Origin of the sequence: Micromonospora parva, assembly GCF_000718515.1 — a bacterium.
GTDB classification, from domain to species: domain Bacteria; phylum Actinomycetota; class Actinomycetes; order Mycobacteriales; family Micromonosporaceae; genus Micromonospora; species Micromonospora parva.
In genome coordinates, this window is the sequence record NZ_JNZS01000025.1 from 26,482 (window position 1) to 50,199 (window position 23,718).

The window sequence follows — 23,718 nt, forward strand, 5'->3', positions numbered from 1 at the left end:
TCAGCCCTCCTCGTCCGGTGCCCCGATCGGCACCGGGCGCAACGCTAGCGCCACCAGGGGCGCCACCGCGACCGCCGCGAGCAGGGTGAGCACGGGATATCCGGCGAACTGCATGACAAACCCGCTGACCACGGCCGCGCCGGCCCCGGCCAGTCCCATGATCAGGTCGGAGAGCCCTTGGACGCTCGGCCGCACCCCGGCCGCCACCGACTCGGACAGCAGGGTCGAGCCGGCCACCATCGTCCCCGACCAGCCCAGCCCGAGCAGGACCAGACCGACCGAGAGCCGAGGCGTGTGGTGCCCGGCGGTGCCGGCGACCGCGCAGGCGGCCAGCAGCAGCCCGACCCCGCCGAGGATCACCGCCCGTCGACCGAGCCGGTCGGTGAGCCAACCGACCACCGGGGAGAACGCGTACATGCCGGCGATGTGCAGGCTCAGCACGATGCCGACCAGCCGCAACACGTCGGCGTCGGCGTGCGACTCACCGAGCCGGACCGGCGTCATCGCCATCACCGCCACCATCACCAGGTGACCCACCGCCACGGCGGCGATGCCGAGTCGGGCGGCGGGCTGTCCGCGTACCACCGACCAGGCCGCCCGCATCCCGGCGGCGCGTGGCGCGCGCACCCCGACCGGCGCGGCGGCCGGCCGCCCGGCACCACCCGCCGCCGGCGCCTCGGCCGCCACCGCGGTCGCCGTCGCATCGGCGGCCGACGGACGGTCGGCGGCAGGTGTGTCGGCGGCCGCGAGCCGCCGCGCGGTGAGCAGCGGGTCGGGCCGGAGCAACCCGAGGAGTACGACGGCAGCCAGCACGAAGGCGGCCGCGCTGAACGCGAACGGGCCGGCCAGTGGGGGCAGCCCCCAGCCGGTGGTGACCCGGTCGGCCAGCGCGGCGAAGTTCGGCGCGGCCACCGCACCGATGGTGGTGGCCCAGACGATCAGGGAGAGCTGCCGCCCCCGGCGGGCCGGCTCGGCGAGGTCCACGGCCGTGTACCGGGCCTGCAGGTTCGCGGCGGTGCCCCCGCCGAAGAGCAGCATGCCGAGGAAGAGCAGCGGCACCCAGCGGGTGGCAGCGGCCAGCACCACCAGCACGCCGCCGACGGCGCCGACCGCGTACGCCAGCGCCAGACCCGGCCGGCGACCGTGCCGCGCCATGATCCGGGTGACCGGGACGGCGAGCAGCGCGGCACCGACCACCCCGGCGCTCTGCGCGACACCGGCCACCGCGGTCCCGGCGATCCGGGCCGCGAGCAGCGCGCCCACGGCGATGCCGATGGTCACGCCGATCCCGCCGATGATCTGGGTGGTGAAGAGCAGCCGCAGGGTGCGCCGCTGGATCGACGCGACGTCGGGTCGGACGCCGGTACGCGGTGCGGTCAGGTCGGTCGCCATCGGCGCTCCTGTCGGAAGGGGTGAACTCATCCTCGCGCACCCGCACCGACCAGCGGCAGTGGGTTTTGCCACCAGCCGAACCGGTCGCCCCGCCCGGCCCTCCCGGTACGCCCCCTTCACCCCTGCGATCGTGGTGTCTCCGGTGGACCGGGCAGCAGGGATGCCAGCCGACGGATCCGGGTCAGGGTGAGCGCGGCGACGGCCGCACTGACGGCGGCGACCACGCCGAAGATCACCGCGAAGCCCTCGTTGTCGGCGGCGAGCAGAGCGAGCAGGATCAGCCCCAGGGCGGTGACCAGGACGGACAGCAGCGCCGCCCAGGTGGCCCGCCGCTGTCCGGCGAGATAGCCGGGCAGGTCGGCCCGCACCACGTCGTCCTCGGGCACGGTGCCGGTGCGCACTGCCTGGCGCAGCGGGTACCCCTCGGGATCCTGCCGAGCCTCGCCCACCACGCGCTGCGCCAGATAGATCGAGGGGCCGATCCAGACGGCGTTCAGGGCGGCGCCCAGCACGGCTTCGTCAAGTGCTTCCTGTCGGTCGAAGAGCCAGCGCATCGGCAGCCCGATGAGCACCGTCATCGGCACCCAGTACACGGCCATGAGCTGCAAGCCGGTCGCCCGCGCGAAGAACCGCCTCCCTCTCCCGCGACGCCCGGCGGCCGCGGTGGCGCGACGCTCCTCGTTGTCAACGTCCATCGACATCCGTTACCCGCGCACACGACCCGGGACACACTGTCGACCGTGGACAGCTTCCGTTCCGTGCGAACGGAAACTGTCCACGATCTGGACGGCGCACGGTCGGGTCAGCCCGCCATCACCCGCTGGTGCAGCGCGGAGACCGCCGAACGCGCCGCCACGAACGCGCCGTGCTGCCAGGCCACCTCGTGGCTGAGCCAGTCCCCGGCGAAGTAGACCCGTCCGGCCGGCTGGAGCAGCAGGTTGTAGCCGGCCGTGCCGTACCGGGGTGAGGTCCAGGCGCCCTCGATGTAGCGGGTCCGGTCCCAGGCGTGGGAGTACGAGGTGACCAGCTCACTGCGGTACTTGTCGCCGTGGATCTTCACACCCTGGCTGACCGCGCGCTCGGCGCGCTGCTCCGGGGTCAGCCCGCTGTACGCCCTGGCGTTCGCCCCGGTGTTGTAGTAGCCGACGACCAGGCCGCGCTTGCCGTGGAAGCCGTACGACGGGTACCAGATGTGCGACAGGTCCAGGTCGGTCTCGGTGATGCCGCCGTAGATCCGCTGATCGGTCTCCCACCAGCGGCTGCGGTACTCCAGGCCGATCTTGCCGGAGGCGGTGACCGGGAAGTCGGCCAGGGCCGCGGTCACCGCCGTGCCGAGATTGTGCGGCACCCGGGCCATCAGGTGCGGCGGCAGCGCGGCCACGCAGTAGTCGGCGGTGATCTGCGACTGCCGGCCATGCTGTCGGTAGGTCACCTCGACCCGGCTGCCCCGGTCGGTCACCGCTGTCACCTCGGCGTCGAGTCGGATCCGGTGCGCGCCCACCGCCCGGGCCAGGGCTCGGGGGATCTGGTCCATCCCGCCGACCGGTTGGAACATCAGCATCGCCTGGTCGTAGCCGAACTCGAAGGAGAAGTACCGGCCGATGTTGCTGGCGAACACGTCGGAGAGCGCCGGCGGCGTGCCGAGCGGGGTCCCCACGTCGTTGCCCGCACCCGGGTACGCGGAGAAGCCCCGACGGCTCGTCCCCGTGTACGCCCAGTCGCTGCCCCGTCCGCCGATCGCGCCGAAGCTCTGCAGGAACGACAACAGCCGCTCGCGGTCCTCCGAGCTGAGTCGGGCGTCCAACGCGCCCTGGTCGGTGGCCTTCGCCAGCAACTCCGAGACGTAGCCGTACACGTCGGCCTTGGCGGTGCGGTACCGGACCGGCGCGGTCATCCCGGCGGACTCGTTGTAGATCCAGGCGTCGGCGTTCTGGTTGGTGAAGACCTCGACGGGTACGCCCAGTTCCCGGCAGTAGTCCATGGTGACCATCCACTGTGCGATCCGCCCCGGGCCGGCGTTGAAGTAGACGCCGTCGGAGAAGCCGGCCCGCTGCGTGCGTCCGTCCAGGTCGGTCTCGACGTCGCCGCCCCGGATGGTCAGGTTCCGACCACCGACGCGGTGCCGCGCCTCCAGGATGGTGCAGTGGTAACCGGCCTTGCCCAACTCGTACGCGGTGGTCAGCCCGGCGATGCCGCCGCCGAGTACGACCACGCTGGCGCCGGACCGCCCGGTGAGGGTGAAGTCGGACCGCTCCGGAGGCCGGAACGCCGGGGTGACCGACGCCGCCGCGCTGGGGGCCAGCCCCATGGCACCCATCGTGGCGAGCATCGCTCCGGCCCCACCGCTGATCCCGACCGAGCGCAGGAACCCACGCCGGCTGACCATCGACTGCGTCTGATCGCTCATAACGGCCTCCCCTACAAGATCGACTCGCATGAGTCTGCAGAGACGCTGTTACGTGGATCGCGCGACGCCGTTTCCGGTAGGTATCAGCCTCACTCGATGACAGGGGATGGCCGCCACTCGCCTGGCCGTCGCGGGGGCGTCTTCAGCAACGTCACGACGAGCGGTTGACCCGCCGTCCGGCGCTGGCGCGGGACACGACGGTGAGGTCGGCGACCAGACCCTCGTACGCCTTGTCCTGGTCGTCGGCCCGCAGCACGGCGGACGGATGGATGGTGGCCAGCAGTCGGGTGGGCGGCGCGTCGGCCCGCTTTCCGGCGTTGTCCACCGGCACCTGTGCGAAGTCCGCTGGATGCTGCGCCGACTCCGGCCAGGGCAGCAGCTCGCCCCGCTGCCGGGTGACCCGGAAGGACGGGCCGAGCAGCGCCTTGGCGGCGGTCGCGCCGAGCACCACCACGAACTCCGGACGCAGCCGGGCGAACTCGGCGACCAACCACGGTCGGCAGGCGGTGATGTGCACCTGGTCCGGGGTCTGGTGGATCCGCCGCTTGCCGCGCAGTTCAAAACGGAAGTGCTTCACGGCGTTGGTCAGGTAGAGCTGGCCCGGGTCCAGCCCGGCGTCGTCGACCGCGCGGCGCAACAGGCGTCCGGCCGGGCCGACGAAGGGCAGCCCTTTCAGGTCCTCCATGTCGCCGGGCTGCTCGCCGACCAGCACCACGCGGGCGCTCTCGTCACCCCGGCCGAAGACCGTCTGCGAGGCGTCCCGGTACAGCTCGCAGCCCCGACAGCCGCCGGCGGCGGTGCGCAGGTCGTCGATGGTGTCGGCGTCGGGCGGGATGAACCGCTGGGCGCCCGGAGCGTTCCCGGTCTGCTCGGCCATGCCGACTGTTATATACCCGTTCGGTGCCCGCCGCCGGACACGCCGCAGCGCATTCCGGCCGCGTCAGGTCAGTACCCGTTACCGCCCCCGTCGCCGCCGGACGCGATCGCGATCAGCACAATGATGATGATGATGATCGCCACCGCGATGGCGATCCAGATCCCCTTACGAGCCCCACCAGAAGCCATATCCCCACACCTCCGGGCGCCCGCATACCCGTCCCCGCCGCCCCGAATCCTCGCGATCTCGCACTTTCTGTCCCGACCAAAGCCAAGACATCGGGCATTTCGCCAGCAGAACCTGCAAGATCGCGGAAGGGGTGGGGGTCAGGTGGGGAAACCTGGGGGGTGGGGTGGGTTGACGGCTTGGGCCAGGGCTGCGGCCAGGGGGGCCAGGTCGGTGGGGTCCAGGGGGCTGACGGTGATGCGCAGGGCGGGCGGGGCGGCGATCCGGTAGAGAGCGCCCGGAGCCACCGCCCACCCGGCGTCGCGGAGCGCGGTCACCGCGCTGGTCTCGTCCGCGACCGGCAGCCAGACGTTGATGCCGCTGCGGCCGTGCGCGGTCAGGCCGTGCGCGGCCAGCGCCGCGAGCAGCCCTTCGCGCCGCTGCTCGTAGCTCTGCGCCGCCCGCCGCACCAACTCGGTGACCGCCGGGTCCCGCCACAGGGCGAGCACCAGACGTTGCAGCACTGTGGAGACCCAGCCGGCGCCGACCCGGGTACGGCCGCTCACCCTGGCCACCGTCGTCTCGTCACCGACAAGCACCGCCATCCGCAGGTCCGGGCCGAAGGGCTTGCTCACCGAACGGAGGAAGGCCCAACTCGCTGTCGCACCGGCGAGCGGATGCAGGGGTACGCGGGCCAGTTCGGCAGCGTGATCGTCCTCGATCAGCAGCAGGTCCGACCGGCCGGCGAGCAGTGCCCGCAGCGCCTCGGCGCGGGCCGCCGACACGGCGGCGCCGGTGGGATTCTGCGCCCGGCTGGTGACGATCAGCGCCCGCGCTCCGGCGGCGAGCGCCGCGGCCACCCCGGCGACCAGCGGCCCCTCGTCATCCAGCGGTACGCCGATCGGGCGCAACCCGAGCGCGGCGACCAGGTCGAGCAGGTTGGCCCACCCCGGGTCCTCGACCGCCACCGCGTCGCCGGGGCGCAGGTGCGCGCCGAGCAGCCGCTCGATGCCGTCCAACGCCCCGCCGGTGAGAGTCAACTCCCCGGCCGGTACGCCGTCGGCGCGCAGCCTGGCCCGGGCCGCCTCGGCCAGTTCGGGCAGCACCCCGGCATCGGAGTAGCCGACCGGCGGGCCGCCGTCGGTGGCGAGCGCCGCCAGGTGCGGGCCCAGCGGGGGAAGCAGTCGCAGGTCGGGTTCACCCCGGGACAGGTCCCGGGCGCCGGGCAACGGTGGGGGGCGCAGCGCGGAGCGACGGGCGGCCACCGGCGGGCGGGGGCGTACCCGGGTGCCGTGCCGACCGGCGGTGGCGAGCAGCCCGCGCTGGCGTAGCTCCTGGTAGGCGCGCGCGACGGTGGCGGGGCTGACCCCCAACTGCGCGGCGAGCGCCCGCACCGGCGGCAGGGCCGCCCCCGGTGGCAGGGCACCGGCACGGATGCCCGACTCGATGCTGGCCGAAATCTCGACGGCTGTCGTACCGGTGAGCTGATAGTGTGCTGACACAAATAGGAGATTGTACTAGAACAAAGGGGCGCGCGCATGTATCCACCCACCGCCCGGACCACACCCCACCGTTCCCGCGACAAGATGAGCTACGACACTGCCGCCGCCCACGCCGTGCTCGACGAGGCCTACGACTGCGCGCTCAGCTTCACCGTCGACGGCCAACCCCGGGTGCTGCCCACCCTGCACGTCCGCATCGGCGACACGCTCTACCTGCACGGCTCCACCGGCAGTCGGCCACTGCTCGCCGCCCGCGGCGACGACGGGCTGCCCGTCTGCGTCGCGGTGACGCTGCTCGACGGGCTGGTCTACGCCCGCTCCCAGTTCCACCACAGCGCCAACTACCGCTCGGTCGTCGCGCACGGCACCGCCCGACTCGTCACCGACGAGCGGGAGAAGCTCGCCATGCTCACCGCGCTGGTGGAGAAGGTCGGCGCGGGACGCAGCGCGGCCACCCGTCCGCCCAGCCGTCGCGAGCTGGCCGAGACCGCCGTCCTGGCGCTGCCGCTGCGGGAGGTGTCCGTCCGGGCCCGCACCGGCGGGGTCCGCGAGGACGAGGACGACCTGCACCTGCCGCACTGGGCCGGCGTGCTGCCGCTGCGACTGACCGCCGGGGCACCGGAGCCGGACGCCGGGGTCACCGCGCCGCTGCCGGCGTACCTGCGGACGGCCCGCACACCGTGGCACGAGCCGGTCCCGCTGCGCGGCGAACACGTCCTGCTGGAACCGCTGGAGTTGGCGCACACCGACGACCTGCACGCCGCCACCGCCGACGACGAGGTGTGGCGGCACCTCACCGTCGCGCCACCCACCGCCCCCGCCGAGACCGCGGAGGTGATCGGCGCCACCCTGGCCGCCCAGCACCGGGGCGAGCGGGTGGCCTGGGTGCAGCGGTGCGCGGCGACCGGGGCGGTGGTGGGCAGCACCTCCTACTACGACATCGACCCGCAGCGGCGGGCGGTGGCGATCGGGCACACCTTCCTCGGCCGGCAGTGGTGGCGTACCGGCATCAACACCGAGGCGAAGCTGCTCCTGCTCGGCCGCGCCTTCGACGACCTGGGCGCGGTACGGGTCGCGTGGCACACCGACATCCGCAACGTTCGCTCCCAGGCGGCCATCGAACGGCTCGGCGCGACCCGGGAAGGGGTGCTGCGGATGCACCGCCAACGACCGGACGGCTCCTGGCGGGACACCGTGCAGTACGCGATGACCGTCGACGAGTGGCCGAACGCACAGGTCAGGCTGCGAGAAAGACTTCTGCGGACGGCACCGGTGGCGTGATGATGGCGGGCGTGCTGGGGATCACCGACATCTGGACGTACGTGCTGGGCACCGTGGCCATCATCCTGCTGCCCGGTCCGAACTCACTCTTCGTGCTCTCCACCGCCGCCAAACGGGGCGTCGCGGTCGGCTACCGGGCCGCCGGTGGCGTGTTCGTCGGCGACGGGGTGCTGATGTTCCTCTCCGCCGCCGGGGTGGCGTCGCTGCTCAAGGCGTACCCACCGCTGTTCATGGTGATCAAGTACGCCGGTGCCGCGTACCTCGGTTATGTCGGGGTGACCATGCTGCTCGGCGCCGCGCGGCGCTGGCGCGACCGCAACGACCCGAGCACGCCGCGGCTCATCGACGCCGCGGAGCCGGCGGCGATGCGCAGCCCGTTCCGCAAGGCGCTGGTGATCAGCCTGCTGAACCCGAAGGCGATCCTGTTCTTCATCTCGTTCTTCATCCAGTTCGTCGACCCCGGCTACGCCTGGCCGGCGCTGTCGTTCCTGCTCCTCGGCCTGATCGCCACGGCGACCAGCGCGCTCTACCTGACCGCGTTGATCTTCGCGGGCACCTTCCTGGCCGCCCAGTTCCGCCAACGTCGCCGCCTGGCGGCCGGCGGCACCACCGCCGTGGCCGCCCTCTTCCTGGCCTTCAGCCTCAAGCTGGCCACCGCCACCGCCGGCTGACCCGCCCTCCCACGCTCCCGCCCGCGATCTTGCGCTTTCGGTCGTCGACATGCCCGCTTCAGGGATATTTGTCGCCGCAGAAACTGCAAGATCGCGGGAGGGCTGACGGTCAGGTGCCGTCGCCGCCGGAGCCGCCGCCGCCCACTCCGGCGCCGCCGGCGGTGCCGCCGAGGCCGTAGCCGGGTCGGACCGGCTCGTCGGGATGGCGGCTGACGTGGGCTGACCCCGCGATCTGGGCGGACCAGTCCGCGTGCGCGGCAGCGGCGGCGTGCCTGTTGATCGCCTGGCGGAGCCAGCCGTCCACGGTGGCGACCCAGTCCCGCCGGTCGGCGCCCTTGTGCCAGATCCGGAACCGGCTGATGCTCTGGTGGGTGATTCCGGCCAGGGCCAGCCGGCGATCCATCCAGAGGATCACCTCAAGCCCGGCAGAGTTGGTCACGAAGATCAGCTCCAGTTCGGTGATCGGGCCGGCGTAGAGCGGCCCCACCCAGTAGCCCCAGCGCTGGTGCAACGGCAGGGTGTGCTCCACCCCCGGCAACCCGCCCTGCTGCAACCCGGCCTGGCGGATCATGAAGCCGAGCGTGTCCAACGCCGCCAGCACGTGCTGCTGGGTGGGGATCGGGTGCACGAAGACCGGCACCATGGCCCCCTGGTCGCGGTCGGGGTCGAGCGACACCTCGGTCCGCAGGCCCATCCGCAGGCTCAGCAGCGGCACCCCGCCGAAGATGGTCACCGGCGTCTCCCAGGGCAGCGGGAACGCGAAGTCGACAGCCCGCCGCCGCCCGGCCGGTACGACGAACCGGCCGGCGATGGGCACCTGGTGGAACTGCATGAGCCGCCGCGGCGCCGCCGGGTCGTCCGGTTCGACGGTGGTGACCAGGCCGAGCCGGATGTGGCGGACGAGCACGTCGTCCGGACCGGCGGCGAGAGTCACCCGGCCGGGCAGGCGCAGGCCCGGCCGGGTGCTCGGATTGGGGAGAGTGGTCTGCACGGAGAGCCCGGTCCCACCGGACTCCGGTGACACTCCCGTCAAGCGCACCGCACCCTCCACGCCAGGCTGAGGTGACCTCGCCCCTCGCGAGGTCACCTCAACTGTCGCGGACCCGGTGCGCGGTCACCCCGACTTTCGCGGATCCGACACGCGGTCACCCGACTTCGACGGAACGTGACCACCCATCCGGTTTCACCGCATCCGGCGCCCGCGCGGCACCGTGTCGGTCTCGTCGTCGAACTCCCCGATGACCTCCTCCAGGAGGTCCTCCAGGGCGACGAAGCCGATCGGCCGGGCCGGTCCGCCGCCGTTGCGCACCAGCGCGAGCTGCGACTGCCGGGCCCGCATCGCCGCCACGGCCTCGGTGACCGTAGACGTCGCGGGCAGGGTGAACGCCGGCGTCATCAGCTCCCCGGCGGTGGCGGCCCGGCCGGTGGTGACCACCCGTACCGCCTCCCGGACGTGCACGAGGCCGCACACGTCGCCCGCCTCGTCGAGCACCGCGAGCCGGGATCGGCCGCTGTCCCGGCTGACCTGTTCGATCCGCCCGGCCGGGTCGTCCCGGCGGACGGTGACCATGGTGGCGAACGGTTCCATCACCTGCGCCACCGAGGTGCCCTGCAACTCCAGCATGCTGGTCAGCAGTTGGTGCTGCTCGGCGCCGAGCAGCCCGTGCTCACGGGACTGCTCCAGCAGGATCCGCAGCTCGTCCGGGCCGTGCACCTGGGCGAGTTGGTCCTGCTGGTTGACGCCGAACAGCCGCAGGATCGCGTTGGCCAGGGCGTTCAGCGCGGAGAGCACCGGCCGGGAGACCCGGGCGAAGGCGCGGAACGGCAACGCGAGCAGCGTCGCCGACCGCTCGGCGTCGGTGATCGCCCACGACTTCGGGGCCATCTCCCCCACCACCAGGTGCAGGAAGGTCACCAACCCGAGGGCGAAGACCAGGGCGACCACGTGACTTGCCGCGTCGGGCAGCCCCACCGCGTGCAGCAGCGGGCTGATCAGGTGCTCGATCGCCGGCTCAGCCAGCGCGCCCAGCCCCAGGGTGCACAGGGTGATGCCCAGCTGCGCCCCGGCCAGCATCAGGGACAGCTCGCGGACCCCGTCGAGCGCGGCTCGGGCCGCCCGCCCACCGTTCGCCGCCGCCTGTTCCAGGCGGTAGCGCTTGCTGGCCACCAGGGCGAACTCGGCGGCCACGAAGAACCCGTTCAGCGCCAGCAGGATCACCGAGCTGAACAGGGCGATTCCGGGGCTCATCGGCGCTGTCCTTCATTCGCGACTGCGGGGCTCGCAAGCTCACTCCTCGCGCTCATGCGGTCACCTCGGGTTTGGTGAGCTGCAACCGCACCGAGTCGGCCACGTGCCGGTCCACCGCCAGCACCTCGACCAGTGCCCGGGGCTCCGCCTCGTTCTCCTCACCGTCCGCCCCCTCGGGTTGCAGGCTGATCTCCAGCCGGTCACCGACCTCCGGCACCCGGCCCAGCTCCCGCATCACCAACCCGGACAGGGTGTCGTACTCCGGGGCCTCGGGCAGGGCGATGCCGGTGCTGTCGGCGACCTCGTCGATCCGCCAACGGGCCGGCACCACCCAGGACCCGTCGTCCTGGCGGGCCGGTGCCCGCTCCGGTGGGTCGTCCTCGTCGCGGATCGGGCCGACCAGTTCCTCGGCGATGTCCTCCAGCGTGATGACACCGGCGAAACCGCCGTACTCGTCGACCACGCAGGCCATCTGCCGGTGCCCGGACCGTAGGCGGTCGAGCACCGTGGGCAGGGGCAACGTCTCCGGTACGAGCAGCGGCGGCCCGGCCACCGCGCTCACCGGGGTGGTGGCCCGCTCCCCCGGGGGTACGCCGAGCACGTCGGCGATGCCGACGATGCCGAGCAGGTCGTCGACGCCCTCCGCACCGCGTACCGGGAACCGGGAGTGACCGGTGTCCAGCAGCTCGACCACCCGGCTCACCGGTTCGTGCGCCCGGACGGTGTGCACGTCCACGCGGGGCACCATGGCCTCGCCGGCGGTCAGTTCGCGGAAGTCCAGACCTCGGTCGAGCAGCGTGGACATCTCGGCGTCGAGGCTGCCCTCCTCGCGGGACTCGGCGATGATCTGTTCCAGGTCCGCCGGGGTGGCGCCGCTGGGCAGCTCCTCGATCGGCTCGATGCCGATCCGGCGCAGCAGGCGTACCGATGCCCGGTCGAAGAGGTGGATCAGCGGCCCGGCGACGGCCAGGTAGATCAGGGTGGAGCGGCTCAGCGCCCGGGCCAGTTGCTCGGCCCGCGCGATGGCCAGGTTCTTCGGGGCCAGCTCGCCGAGGACCATCTGCACGATGGTGGCGATGACCAGGGCCAACGCCACCGAGAGCGGCAGGCTGACCGCCTCGCTGACGCCCGCCACGCCGAGCAGGTCGGCGAGACCACCACCCAGGTACGGTTCGGCGACGTAGCCGACCAGCAGCGCGGTGACGGTGATGCCGAGTTGGGCGCCGGAGAGCATGAAGGAGAGCCGGCTGGTGACGGTCAGGGCCCGGGCGGCGGACTGATCGCCGTCATCGGCGAGCTGGCGCAGCTTGCCCCGGTCCACGGCGACGTAGCCGAACTCCTGCGCCACGAAGTAGCCGGTGGCGGCAGTGAGAATGATGATCAGTAGGAGACCAACGACGATCAACACGGGTCGCTCAGGGCTCCCGGGGTCGTCGGTACGGGGATATGCCGGGCACGACCCGGCTGGCTACTGCTGCCCTCCTGGGCAGAAGAGTCGATCATCCCTGCATTTTATCGGCGCTGGCTGTGACTCCGCTGGGGGTGGGCCGAAGGAGCGGATCGTCCGGTTGAGCGGACGCCGCCGGCCGTCACGCCGGCCCCGCCGACCCACCGTCCGCTCCGCGTTCGGCCAGCTCATCGGCGTCGAGCAGGCCCCGGTCGAGCCGCCCCGCCCGGTACGCGGCCCGCGCGATCATCTGCGCCGCGACCGGCGCGGTCGACAACTGGAAGACCGCCACCAGCAGGATCATGCCCAGGTCCGCCGGGGACCGCAGCCGCAACGCGATGCCCAGCAGCAACAGGAGCACCCCGAGCACCTGTGGTTTGGTGGCCGCGTGCATCCGGGACAGCGCGTCCGGAAAGCGCAGCACACCGATCCCGGCGGCCAGGCTGAGCAGCGCGCCGGCCACCAGACAGGCGGCGCCGAGCCAGTCCGCGACGGTGGCGATCACTGCTGCTCCCGGACGGCGAAGCGGACCAGCGACACCGATCCCACGAAGCCGAGCAGGGAGAGCACCACCAGCACGGGCAGGGTGGTGGCGTGCCGGTTCACCGCCGCCTCGGCGCCGACCGCGGCGACCATCGTGGCGAGCAGCATGTCCGCGGCGATCACCCGGTCCACCAGCGACGGGCCGCGGTAGAGGCGGACCAGCGCGAGGAACGCGGTGACCGACAGCAGTGGGGTGAGGACGGCGGCCAGGAACGTGGTCACAGGTGGGTTCCCTTCTCGGATGAGGTGACGTCGAGGTGGCGCAGTTCGGCGCTGGAGCCGACCGCGCGGACGATTCGCCGCTCCACGACGAGCGTGCGGTCCCGGGCCACGTCCAGGTCCGCCGGGCCGTGGGTGTCCAGGACGTGCAGGTAGAGCGTTCCGGAATTCCGGTCCACCTCGAGGATCAGCGTGCCCGGCACCAGCGAGACCACCTCGGCGGTGAGCGCCAGGTTCAGGTCGGTGGGCACCCGCAACCGGACCGCGACGATCGCCCCTCGTGGCCGGTAGCCGGGCTGCACCGCGATCCGGGCGATGTGCAGGCTCGCGCTGACCAGTTCGACAACGAACCGGGCCACGAACACCAGCAGCGCCCATGGTCGCAACCGGCCACCGAAGCTGACCGCCGGCAGCGGGAAGAACACCAGCACGGCCCCGCCCACCAGCAGGCCACCGACCAGGTTGGCCCAGGTGAGGTTGCCCCAGAGCAGGCTCCAGACCAGCACCAGCCAGCCGAGCGCCACCGCCTGGTCGCGCCAGCGCCCGACCCGACCGCGCCCCACCACGCGAGGCCTGGGCGCGTCGGGAGCCGGCTCGGTTGGGCCGGTCACGGCACGCCGCCCGGCAACACGGCACTGACGTACGGGGTACGCAGGAGCAGGTCCCCGGCGGCGTCAGCGGTGACGTCGAAGAGCGGACCGGCCAGCACGGTCAACGCCAGCCCCAGCGCGACCAGGGCCACTGTGGCGCCCACCATCAGCCTCGGCAGCTGGGCCACTGGCTCACTGGTGGCCGTGCGGGGCGCCCGCCAGAAGGCGATGTTCCACGCCCGGGACGCCACGTACAGGGTGAGCAGGCTGGTCAGCGTGCCGGCCGCGACCAGCACCCCGGGCAGCGGCCCGCCGGCGGCCACCCCGGCCTGGAGCAGGCCGAGCTTGCCGAGGAAGCCGGAGAACGGTGGCACTCCGGCGAGGTTCATGGCCGGGACGAAGAAGAGCACACCGAGCAGCGGCGCCGCCCGGGCCAGCCCGCCGATGCGGCGCAGGTCGGTGCTGCCGGCACGCTCCTCCACCAGCCCGGCGACGAGGAACAGCGTGGTCTGGATGGTGATGTGGTGCACCACGTAGAAGATCGCGCCGGAGAGCCCGGCGGCGGTGCTCAACGCCACCCCGAAGATCATGTAGCCGATGTGGCTGACCAGGGTGAACGAGAAGAGTCGCTTCAGATCCGACTGGGCCACCGCACCGAGGATGCCGACCACCATGGTCAACCCGGCGACGACCATGAGCAGCTTGTCGGCGCGTCCACCGGGAAACAGCAACGTCTCGGTGCGGATGATCGCGTAGACGCCCACCTTGGTGAGCAGACCGGCGAAGACGGCCGTGACCGGGGCCGGCGCGGTGGGGTAACTGTCCGGCAACCAGGCCGACAACGGGAAGACCGCCGCCTTGATCGCGAACGCCAGCAGCAGCATCAGCTCCAGGGCCAGCCGCACACCGCCGGGCAGGTCGTCCAGGCGCTCGGCGAGCTGGGCGAGGTTGAGCGTGCCGGTGGCCGCGTACACCAGACCCACCGACGTCAGGAAGATCATCGAGGAGAGGATGCTGACCACCACGTACGTCGACCCGGTCCGGATCCGAGCCTCGGTGCCGCCCAGGGTGATCAGCACGAAGCTGGCGGCCAGCAGGATCTCGAACCCGACGAAGAGGTTGAACAGGTCACCGGCCAGGAACGCGTTGGTGACGCCCGCGGTGAGCACCAGGTACGTCGGGTGGAAGATCGACACCGGCGAGCTCTCGCTCGTCTCGCTGCGACCCTGGCCGACCGAGTACAACAACACGCACAGGGTCACCGCCGAGGACACCACAAGCATCAGCGCGGCGAGTTGATCGGCCACCAGGACGATGCCGACCGGCGGCGGCCACGCCCCCACCGCCACCACCACCGGCCCGTGCCGGTACGCCTGCACCAGCAACAGCACCGCCACCAGGAGCGTGCCGCTCAGACACAGCACGCTGATCGTGCGTTGAAGTCGGGGCTTCCCGGCCAGCAGCAGGCTCAGCGCCGCACCGAGCAGCGGCACCACCACCGGCAGCGGCAGCAGCGCGCTCACTGCCCGTCATCCCCACGTCGCAGCCGTCGGCGGGCCGGTTCGGGATCGACCTGCTCCGGGTCACCGTTCGGGCCCTCCCCACCGAGGTCGGCAGCGCTCGCCTCGTTCCGCCCGGCCCGCCTGATGATCTGCCGGTCCTCCAGGTCGTCGGGGACCTCGTCGTCGCCGGAGAGATACCAGCTGCGGTACGCCACGGCGAGCAGGAACGCGGTGAACCCGAAGGTGATCACGATGGCGGTCAACACCATGGCCTGCGGCAACGGGTCACTCATCCGCTCCACCGGCCCGCTGCCGACGATCGGCGCCCCACCCGGGCGCCCACCCAACAGGATCAACACGTTCACCCCGTTGCCGAGCATGATGATCCCCAGCAGGACCCGGGTCAGGCTGCGCTCCAACAGCAGGATCACCCCGCACCCGACCAGCACCGCGACGGCCAGCACCAGCACCAGCGTCGGCCCCGCCCCGCTCTCCGTCACGGCGTGGCCTCTGTTCGCGACTGCGGGGCTCGCAACACCGGCTCACTCCTCGCGCTCACGGCGCCACCTCGCTCCGCGCGCTCATGTCCGGTCGCCCTTGTCGACGGCCAGACCGCCGGCGGCCGTTCCGGTGGCCTCGATGTGCCGGTCCACCTCGGCGCCGAGGCTGCGCAGGATGTCCAGCACCAACCCGATCACGACCAGGTACACGCCGATGTCGAAGAAGAGCGACGTCACCAGGTGGGTGTCGCCGATCAGTGGCAGCCGCTGGTCGACCTTCGCGCTCTCCAGCACCGACCCGCCGGCCAGCAGCGCCACCAGGCCGCTGCCCACCGCCGTGGCCAACCCGGCGCCGAGAATCGGGCCGGCACCGATCGGCACCGCCTCGGTCAGCTCGTACCGACCGCCGGCCAGATAGCGGACCACCAGGGCGAGACCCGCCACCAGCCCTCCGGCGAACCCGCCGCCCGGAGCGTTGTGCCCGGAGAAGAGCAGGAACAGGGAGAACAGCACCACGGTGTGGAAGATCAGCCGGATGACCACCTCCAACACGATCGAGCGGCGCTCCTCGTAGAGGGTGGGACCACCGCGCAGCCACACCGGCCGGCCCCGCACACCCGCCCGCTGGTCCGCCTCGGGCCGGCGCGGCCGAGGCCCGGTGCGGGAGCGCTCGAAGATCAGGCTGGCCACCCCGGTCGCGGCCACCACCAGCACCGCCAGCTCACCCATCGTGTCCCAGGCCCGGATGTCGACCAGGGTCACGTTGACCACGTTGCGGCCGTACCCCTGGGCGACCGCCAGATCCGGGAAGGCCGCGGAGATGGTCGGTGCCTGGCGGGCGCCGACGGCGACGAGGGCCAGCCCGGCGGCGACCACGCCCACCGCCACCCCGATCACCCGGCGGATCAGGCGGGTACGCCGTATCGGGCGGGCCGAGAACCGCTCCGGCAGGCGACGCAGCACCAGCACGAAGACCGCTATCGTCGAGGTCTCCACCAGAAACTGGGTGAGCGCCAGGTCGGGTGCTCCGTGCAGCACGAACAGCATCGCCGTGCCGTAGCCGGTCATGCCCACCAGCAACATCGCGGTCAGCCGGCGGCGGGCGCCGACCGCCAACACCGCCGCCACCGCGATCACCAGCACGACCACCGGTTGCAGCAGGCTGTCCCAGAGCGGAATCCGCGCCCGCCAGGGACTGGCGGAGAGCATCGCCGCGCCGGGCACCAGCACCAGGGTGACCAGGATGACGCCCAGGTACTGCGGCAGGGAGCCGCGCTGGGTCGCGCCTGTGACATCGATGGCCAGCCGGTCGAAGCGGCCCACCACCCACTCGTACCCCTGGTTGCCCCCCACCGGTGCGCGCAGCCGCGCCAGCACCGGGGCGAGCGGCCCGCGCACGGCGAAGAGCAGGCCACCGCCGACGAGCGCCAACACGGACAGGCCGAGCGCCGGGGTCGGTCCGGCCCAGAGCGCCAGGTGCGCGTCGACCCCGCCGAGCAGATCGGCGTACGGCCGCAGCACGTCCTCCAGGACGCTCGCGGCCGGGCCGGCGAGCAGACCGATCCCGGCCAGCACCGCTGGCGGTACCAGCAGCGACGCGGCGATCGACCCCGGCGGGACCGGCGTCACGCCCGGCCGGTCGGCGAACGCGCCCCAGAGAAAACGGGCGCTGTACGCGACGGTGAGCACCGTCCCGGCGACCAGGCCGGTGAGGAGCACCGGTTGGTCGGTGAACGCGGCGAACACCGCCTCCTTCGCCACGAAGCCGACCAGCGGCGGCACCCCGGCCATCGACGCCGCGGCCAGCACGGCCACCACGAACAGCGGCCGGGACCAGTGCCGCAGCCCGGACAACTCGCGCAGGTCACGGGTGCCGGCACTGTGGTCGATGATGCCGACGACCAGGAAGAGCGCCGCCTTGAACAGGGCGTGCGCCAGCAGCATCGCGGTGCCGGCCAGCGCGGCGTCCGGCGTGCCCGAGCCGGTCACCGCGACCAGAAGGCCGAGCTGGCTGACCGTCCCGTACGCCAGCAGCAGCTTGAGGTCGGTCTGGCGCAGCGCCGCCCAACCGCCGAGCAGCATTGTCGCCACCCCGGCGACCTGCACCACCGGCCGCCACGGGCCGACCGTGGCGAGCACCGGCGCGAGCAGCCCGACCAGGTAGACGCCGGCCTTGACCATGGCGGCGGCGTGCAGGTACGCGCTGACCGGCGTGGGTGCCGCCATCGCGACCGGCAGCCACGAGCTGAACGGCAGCACCGCCGACTTGGACAGCGCCCCGGCCAGGATCAGCAGCACGGCACCCACCAGATACCCGCCGCCGGGCAGCGGCTGGGCGATGATCTCCGACCAGCGGTAGCTGCCGGCGTGCTCGCCCAGCATGATGAAACCGACCAGCATGGCGAGCCCGCCCAGCGTGGTGACCGTCAACGCCTGCGCCGCCGCCCAACGGCTGGACCGCCGTTCGGTGCTGTGCCCGATCAGCAGGTACGAAAAGACAGTGGTCAGCTCCCAGCCGACGTAAAGCAGCAGCAGGTCGTCGGCGAAGACCAGGACGAGCATCGCGCCCGCGAAGGCGACCAGGACCGCGGCGAACTGCGCCAGACCGATCGAGCCGGCGCTGAAGTAGCGGGCGCTGTAGACCAGCACCAGCGCGCCGACGCCGCCGATCAGCAGCGTCATCAGCCAGGACAGCGTGGTGAGCCGGAACGCGATGTCGAGGCCCAACTGCCGGATCCACGGGTACGTCTCGACCACCGCCCCGCCGCCGCTCACGGCCGGGGTGCGGGCCACCGCCCAGCAGAACGCGGCGGCCGGCGCGAGCGCCAGCGGGTAGCACGCGCGCGGACCCCACCAGCGAACGAGCAGGGGCGCGGCGAGGGCCGCCACGAAATGGAGGATGAGCAGTACCAGCACCTGCGCTCCCGATCGACATGGCCGACGCCAGTGGCAGCGGTGGCGCCTAGCAGCGATCAGACGCCAGTTCGCAGCCCGCCGGGCCGGTTTTGCCGGAATTAACCCCCAAACCCACCCCACCCCACCCCACCGACCCCACCCCAGGCGCCCAGCCCAGCCCTCTTCCGTTGATCAAGAGGTTTGCGTCAGCCGCGCCCGCTTTTTTGACGCAAACCTCTTGATCAACGCGGGAAAAAGGGGGTGGGGGTGGGGTTAGTGGAGGAGGGCGTTGTTGAGGGGTTGGGCGTCGTCGGGGGCGGGGCGGTCGCGGCGTAGCTCGGCCAGCAGGTCGGGGCGGCCGAGCTGGCGGGCGACCCGGTCGACGACGCGTTCCGCGGCGGTCAGCGAGCGCACCGCGAGCAGACGGCCGCGACTCTCGCGGCGCAGCACGAAGTAGTGCACGGCAACGCGGACCTGACCCCGATCGGCGGCGCTGGCCTGGGCGGTGCAGAGGACCAGCTCGCGCAGGCAGCGGGCGAGACGTTCGGCGAGCTCGAGCTCGGGGCCGTGCAGGCCGGCGCGGAGGGCGGCGAGATGACTGTCGACCTTGCGAATCAGCACGTCGGTGCCCGGTTCGACGGTGCGCTGCTCGCCGGCCATCACATCCCCTCACCCCGGTTCGCGTTGCGAGTGAAGTTACTTTATGTTGCTCCTCAGAAGCAAGCAGTTAAGTGAGACTTAACGCATTAAGCGCACGTTCCACGCTTTTTGCCTTTTGCTCGCCCATTCCGTCGTGAGCCGTTCGTGGATGTCAGACCGGAGGGGCACGATGGACCGGTGACCGGGGCAGACGCAGACACCGGCGCGGTGCTCGCCGGGTTCGGCCCGGCCACCCGCGCCTGGTTCGACAACGCTTTCGCCGCGCCGACCGCCGCGCAGATCGGTGCGTGGCGGTCGGTCGCCGCCGGTCGCAACGCGCTGGTGGTGGCGCCCACCGGCTCCGGCAAGACGCTCGCTGCCTTCCTCTGGTCACTGGACCGGCTGGCCCGCGAGCCGGCACCGACCGAGGCCCGCCAGCGGTGCCGGGTGCTCTATGTCAGCCCACTCAAGGCCCTCGCCGTCGACGTGGAGCGCAACCTGCGCGCCCCGCTGGCCGGCATCCGGCAGGCGGCCACCCGGCTGGGCGTGGCACCGCCCGACATCACCGTCGGCATGCGCACCGGCGACACGCCCGCCGACGAGCGACGGGCCTTCGCCCGCACCCCGCCCGACATCCTCATCACCACGCCCGAGTCGCTGTTCCTGCTACTGACGTCGGCGGCCCGCGACTCACTGCGCGGCATCCAGACGGTGATCGTCGACGAGGTGCACGCGGTGGCCGGCAGCAAACGCGGCGCCCACCTCGCCCTCTCCCTCGAACGCCTCGACGAGCTGCTGCCCGCCCCGGCGCAGCGCATCGGCCTCTCGGCCACCGTCCGCCCGATCGACGCCTGCGCGCAGTTCCTCGGCGGTGCCCGCCCGGTCGACGTGGTGCAGCCGGCCACTCCGAAGACCATCGAGGTCAGCGTGCAGGTCCCGGTGGAGGACATGACCCGCCTGGACGAGCAGGAGCAGCCACCGGAGGACGACCTCGGCGGCCCCGGGCCACGTCGGGCGTCGATCTGGCCGGCCGTGGAGGAGCGGGTCTTCACCCTCATCGGGCAGCACCGCTCGACCATCGTCTTCACCAACTCCCGCCGCAGCGCCGAGCGCCTCTGCGCCCGGCTCAACGAGCTGGCCGCCGAAGCGGCGACCGAGGGCGCGGCCGGCGTGCCGGAAGGGTTGTCGGCCGACGACGACCCGGCGGCCGGCGCGCAGCGGTGGGGTGGCCCCGCCGGCCCGGTGCGCAACCGGCCACCGGCCGAGGTGATGGCCCAGTCCGGCGCCGCCACCGGCGCGGCACCGGTGATCGCCCGCGCCCACCACGGCAGCGTCTCCCGGGAGGAGCGCAAGCACATCGAGGAGGCGCTCAAGTCCGGCCAGCTGCCGGCGGTGGTGGCCACCTCCAGCCTGGAGCTGGGCATCGACATGGGCGCTGTCGACCTGGTGGTGCAGATCGAGGCGCCGCCGAGCGTGGCCGCCGGGCTGCAACGGGTCGGCCGGGCCGGGCACCAGGTGGGCGCCGTCTCCCGTGGAGTGGTCTTCCCCAAGCACCGTGGCGACCTGCTCTCCTGCGCGGTGGTCGCCGAGCGGATGACCGACGGCGCGATCGAGGAGCTGCACTACCCGCGCAACCCGCTGGACGTGCTGGCCCAGCAGATCGTCGCGATGGTGGCGCTGGAGCCGTGGGCGCTCGGCGACCTGGCCGTGCTGGTCCGCCGGGCCGCACCCTTCGCCGAGCTGCCCGACTCGGCGCTGCACGCCGTGCTGGACATGCTCTCCGGTCGCTACCCGTCCACCGCCTTCGCCGAGCTGCGCCCCCGACTGGTCTGGGACCGGGCCACCGACCTGCTCACCGGCCGCCCCGGCGCGCAGCGACTCGCGGTGACCAGCGGCGGCACCATCCCCGACCGGGGCCTGTTCGGGGTCTTCCTGGCCGGTGCCGAGCGGGCCGCCCGGGTCGGTGAGCTGGACGAGGAGATGGTCTACGAGTCCCGGGTGGGCGATGTCTTCCTGCTCGGCTCCTCCTCCTGGCGCATCGAGGAGATCACCCCTGACCGGGTGCTCGTCTCGCCCGCCCCGGGGCAGGCCGCGCGCATGCCGTTCTGGAAGGGCGACCAGCTGGGTCGGCCGGTGGAGCTGGGCCGGGCCATCGGCGCCCGGGTGCGCACCCTGCTGCGACAGACCGACGAAGCCGCACTGGCCGCGCTGCGCGACGGCGGGCTGGACGACTGGGCCGCCGGCAACCTGATGGCCTACCTGCGCGATCAGCGGGAGGCCACCCGTTCGCTGCCCGACGACCGCACTGTCGTCGTGGAACGGTTCCGCGACGAGCTGGGCGACTGGCGGCTGGCCGTGCACAGCGTGCTCGGCGCCCGGGTCAACGGGCCCTGGGCGCTCGCGGTGGGCCGCCGGCTGGCCGAGCGGTACGGCGTGGACGCCCAGGTGATGCCCTCCGACGACGGCATCGTGGTGCGACTTCCGGACACCGCCGACGAACCGCCCGGCGCCGACGTGGTGGTCTTCGAACCCGACGAGATCACCCAGCTGGTCGAGGAGTCGGTCGGCACCTCCGCCCTCTTCGCCGCCCGTTTCCGGGAGTGCGCCGCCCGGTCACTGCTGCTGCCGCGCCGCGACCCGCGCCGCCGCCAACCGCTCTGGCAGCAACGGCAACGCTCCGCCCAGCTCCTCGACGTGGCCCGCGAGTACGCGGACTTCCCGGTCACCCTGGAGGCCGCCCGGGAGTGCCTCCAGGACGTCTTCGACCAGCCGGCGCTGGCCGGGCTGATGCGCGACCTGGCCACCCGCAAGGTGCGGCTGGTCGAGGTGGAGACCAGCGCGCCGTCCCCGTTCGCGCGGTCGCTGCTCTTCGGCTACGTCGGTGCGTTCCTCTACGAGGGCGACGCCCCGCTGGCCGAGCGCCGCGCCGCCGCGCTCGCCCTCGACTCCACCCTCCTCGGCGAGCTGCTCGGCCGGGTCGACCTGCGCGAACTGCTCGACCCGGCGGTGCTCACCGAGACCGACCGGCAACTGCGGTGGCTGACCGAGCAGCGCCGCCCCCGCGACGCCGAGGACGTGGTCGAGCTGCTGCGGGTGCTCGGTGACCTGAGCGACGCCGAGCTGACCGAGCGGGGCGTGCCCGAGACGTGGCTCAGCGAGCTGGAGGCCACCCGCCGGGTGCTGCGGGTCCGGATCGCCGGCGAACAGCGCTGGGTGGGCGTCGAGGACGCCGCCCGCCTGCGCGACGCACTCGGCGTGGCACTGCCGATGGGGGTGGCCGAGGCGTACCTCGCCCCGGTGGCCGATCCGCTCGGTGATCTGGTGGCCCGTTACGCCCGCACCCACGGGCCGTTCGCCGCCGCCAGCTGCGCGGCCCGCTTCGGGTTGGGCGTGTTCGTCGTCGAGCAGGCGCTGCGCCGGCTCGGCGCCACCGGCCGGGTGGTCTCCGGGGAGTTCACCCCGGACTCGGCCGGCGCCCAGTGGTGCGACGCCGAGGTGCTACGGATGCTGCGCCGCCGCTCGCTCGCCGCGCTGCGCCGGGAGATCGAGCCGGTGCCGCCCCGGGCGCTGGCCACGTTCCTGCCCCGTTGGCAGCAGGTCGGCTCGTCCGCCCGAGGTGTCGAGGCGCTCGCGGCAACTGTGGAGCAGTTGCAGGGCGCGGCGGTGCCGGCGTCCGCCCTGGAGCGGTTGGTGCTGCCCGCCCGGGTCGCGGACTACTCCCCCGCCCACCTCGACGAGTTGTGCGCGAGCGGGGAGGTGCTCTGGGCCGGGTCGGGGGCGATCTCCGGAGGCGACGGCTGGGTCACCCTGGCGTACGCGGACACCGCGCCACTGCTGCTCCCGCCGCCCGACGAGGCGTTGACCCGCACCCCGCTGCACGACGCGGTGCTCGACGCGCTCGGCGACGGGCAGGCGTTGTTCTTCCGCCCGCTGGCCGACCGGGTCGGTTCGACAGACGACGCCGCGCTGACCGCGGTGATCTGGGATCTGGTCTGGGCGGGGCACCTCAGCAACGACACCCTCGCCCCGCTGCGCGCGGTGCTCGGCGCCGGCGGCGCCCACCGCTCCCGGCCGTCCGCGCCCCGCACCCGCTACCGGCGGCCCGGCCGGGTGGCGCTGCCGACCCGTGGTGGCCCGCCGACGGTCGCCGGCCGCTGGTCCCGCCTTCCGGACCGGGACCTCGACCCGACCCGGCGGGCCGCCGCGCTCGCCGACCTGCTGCTGGAGCGGCACGGGGTGGTCACCCGGGGCGCGGTCATGGCCGAGCAGGTGGTCGGCGGGTTCTCGGCGGTCTACCCGGTGCTGTCGGCGCTGGAGGAGCGCGGCGCGGCCCGCCGGGGTTACTTCGTCGAAGGGCTCGGCGCGGCGCAGTTCGCCGTACCCGGCGCGGTGGACCGGCTGCGCGCGCTGGCCGAACCGACCGACGGCGCCCGGGGGCGGGGCGCGGTGGCCACCGTGCTCGCCGCCACCGACCCGGCCAACCCGTACGGCGCGGCGCTGCCCTGGCCGGAACGGGTCGTCGACTCCGGTGACGGGGCCACACCGGCGACCGGGCACCGGGCCGGCCGCAAGGCGGGGGCCCTGGTGGTGCAGGTCGGCGGTGATTTGGTCCTCTACGTCGAACGCGGCGGCCGGACGCTGCTCTCCTTCACCGACGACACCGACACGCTCGCCGCAGCCGGCAAGGCGCTCGCCGACGCCGTCCACTCCGGGGCGTTGGGTGCGATGTCGGTGGAGCGGGCCGACGGCGAGGCGGTGCACTCCTCGCCGCTGCGTGACGCGTTGACCGCCGCCGGCTTCCGGGCCACCCCGCGCGGCCTGCGCCTGCGCGGCTGACCGG

The 23,718-nt window shown here is 73.0% G+C and carries 18 protein-coding genes; 3 read left to right on the forward strand and 15 right to left on the reverse strand.

All coding sequences use genetic code 11. The annotated features are described in order from the left end of the window. The 5 genes from IF22_RS0127000 to IF22_RS0127025 form a co-directional block, all read right to left on the reverse strand. Positions 1-1,392, reverse strand: coding sequence for an MFS transporter (locus tag IF22_RS0127000; protein WP_030336779.1), 1,392 nt, complete (start codon positions 1,390-1,392; stop codon positions 1-3). Positions 1,393-1,508: 116 nt separating this feature from the next. Beyond that, positions 1,509-2,087: a hypothetical protein gene (locus tag IF22_RS0127005; protein ID WP_156057915.1), complete on the reverse strand. Its 579-nt coding sequence runs from the start codon at positions 2,085-2,087 to the stop codon at positions 1,509-1,511. A 107-nt stretch (positions 2,088-2,194) separates the two neighbouring features. Beyond that, positions 2,195-3,799, reverse strand: a complete 1,605-nt coding sequence (locus tag IF22_RS0127010) for a flavin monoamine oxidase family protein (RefSeq protein WP_030336782.1) — start codon at positions 3,797-3,799, stop codon at positions 2,195-2,197. 151 nt (positions 3,800-3,950) lie between these two features. After that, positions 3,951-4,676: a UdgX family uracil-DNA binding protein gene (locus IF22_RS0127015; RefSeq protein WP_030336785.1), complete on the reverse strand. Its 726-nt coding sequence runs from the start codon at positions 4,674-4,676 to the stop codon at positions 3,951-3,953. Positions 4,677-5,002: 326 nt separating this feature from the next. After that, entirely contained in the window at positions 5,003-6,343 is a 1,341-nt protein-coding gene (locus tag IF22_RS0127025) for an aminotransferase class I/II-fold pyridoxal phosphate-dependent enzyme (protein WP_030336786.1), read from the reverse strand. Between the two features lie 36 nt (positions 6,344-6,379). Here IF22_RS0127025 and IF22_RS0127030 point away from each other — a divergent pair, with 36 nt between their 5' ends. Beyond that, positions 6,380-7,624, forward strand: a complete 1,245-nt coding sequence (locus IF22_RS0127030; protein WP_030336787.1) for a bifunctional pyridoxamine 5'-phosphate oxidase family protein/GNAT family N-acetyltransferase — start codon at positions 6,380-6,382, stop codon at positions 7,622-7,624. Beyond that, entirely contained in the window at positions 7,624-8,295 is a 672-nt protein-coding gene (leuE, locus tag IF22_RS0127035; protein ID WP_030336788.1) for a leucine efflux protein LeuE, read from the forward strand. The genes IF22_RS0127030 and leuE overlap by 1 nt, the downstream gene beginning before the upstream one ends. A 109-nt stretch (positions 8,296-8,404) precedes the next feature. Here the strand turns inward: leuE and IF22_RS0127040 are convergent, their stop codons facing one another. From IF22_RS0127040 to IF22_RS0127085, 10 genes are all read right to left on the reverse strand, one after another. Then, positions 8,405-9,334 carry a sporulation protein gene (locus tag IF22_RS0127040; protein ID WP_030336790.1) on the reverse strand — a complete coding sequence of 310 codons (930 nt, stop codon included), beginning with the start codon at positions 9,332-9,334 and terminating at the stop codon, positions 8,405-8,407. A 144-nt stretch (positions 9,335-9,478) separates the two neighbouring features. After that, the gene (locus IF22_RS0127045; RefSeq protein WP_030336791.1) at positions 9,479-10,543 is read right to left on the reverse strand and encodes a hemolysin family protein; all 1,065 of its coding nucleotides are present in this window, start codon (positions 10,541-10,543) and stop codon (positions 9,479-9,481) included. A gap of 52 nt (positions 10,544-10,595) precedes the next feature. Further along, positions 10,596-11,951 (reverse strand): hemolysin family protein, encoded by a 1,356-nt coding sequence (locus IF22_RS0127050; RefSeq protein WP_030336793.1) that lies wholly within the window; start codon positions 11,949-11,951, stop codon positions 10,596-10,598. A gap of 181 nt (positions 11,952-12,132) precedes the next feature. Then, complete coding sequence (gene mnhG, locus IF22_RS0127055; RefSeq protein WP_030336795.1) at positions 12,133-12,492, reverse strand: monovalent cation/H(+) antiporter subunit G; 360 nt, start codon at positions 12,490-12,492, stop codon at positions 12,133-12,135. Beyond that, complete coding sequence (locus tag IF22_RS0127060) at positions 12,492-12,755, reverse strand: MrpF/PhaF family protein (protein WP_030336796.1); 264 nt, start codon at positions 12,753-12,755, stop codon at positions 12,492-12,494. The genes mnhG and IF22_RS0127060 overlap by 1 nt, the downstream gene beginning before the upstream one ends. Continuing rightward, the gene (locus IF22_RS0127065) at positions 12,752-13,315 is read right to left on the reverse strand and encodes a Na+/H+ antiporter subunit E (RefSeq protein WP_245233746.1); all 564 of its coding nucleotides are present in this window, start codon (positions 13,313-13,315) and stop codon (positions 12,752-12,754) included. The genes IF22_RS0127060 and IF22_RS0127065 overlap by 4 nt, the downstream gene beginning before the upstream one ends. A gap of 44 nt (positions 13,316-13,359) precedes the next feature. Further along, on the reverse strand, positions 13,360-14,865 hold the full coding sequence (locus IF22_RS0127070) for a Na+/H+ antiporter subunit D (RefSeq protein ID WP_030336799.1): 1,506 nt from the start codon (positions 14,863-14,865) through the stop codon (positions 13,360-13,362). After that, the gene (locus IF22_RS0127075) at positions 14,862-15,344 is read right to left on the reverse strand and encodes a Na(+)/H(+) antiporter subunit C (protein ID WP_030336802.1); all 483 of its coding nucleotides are present in this window, start codon (positions 15,342-15,344) and stop codon (positions 14,862-14,864) included. Before IF22_RS0127075 ends, IF22_RS0127070 begins: the two co-directional genes overlap by 4 nt. 81 nt (positions 15,345-15,425) lie before the next feature. Continuing rightward, a complete protein-coding gene (locus IF22_RS0127080; RefSeq protein WP_030336804.1) occupies positions 15,426-18,260 on the reverse strand; it encodes a Na+/H+ antiporter subunit A in 2,835 nt (944 codons plus the stop codon). Between the two features lie 252 nt (positions 18,261-18,512). After that, a complete protein-coding gene (locus IF22_RS0127085) occupies positions 18,513-18,899 on the reverse strand; it encodes a hypothetical protein (RefSeq protein ID WP_030336806.1) in 387 nt (128 codons plus the stop codon). A 177-nt stretch (positions 18,900-19,076) separates the two neighbouring features. On the opposite strand from IF22_RS0127085, the gene IF22_RS0127090 reads away from it, so the two are divergent. Next, a complete protein-coding gene (locus tag IF22_RS0127090) occupies positions 19,077-23,714 on the forward strand; it encodes an ATP-dependent helicase (RefSeq protein WP_030336807.1) in 4,638 nt (1,545 codons plus the stop codon). Positions 23,715-23,718: the final 4 nt, after the last annotated feature.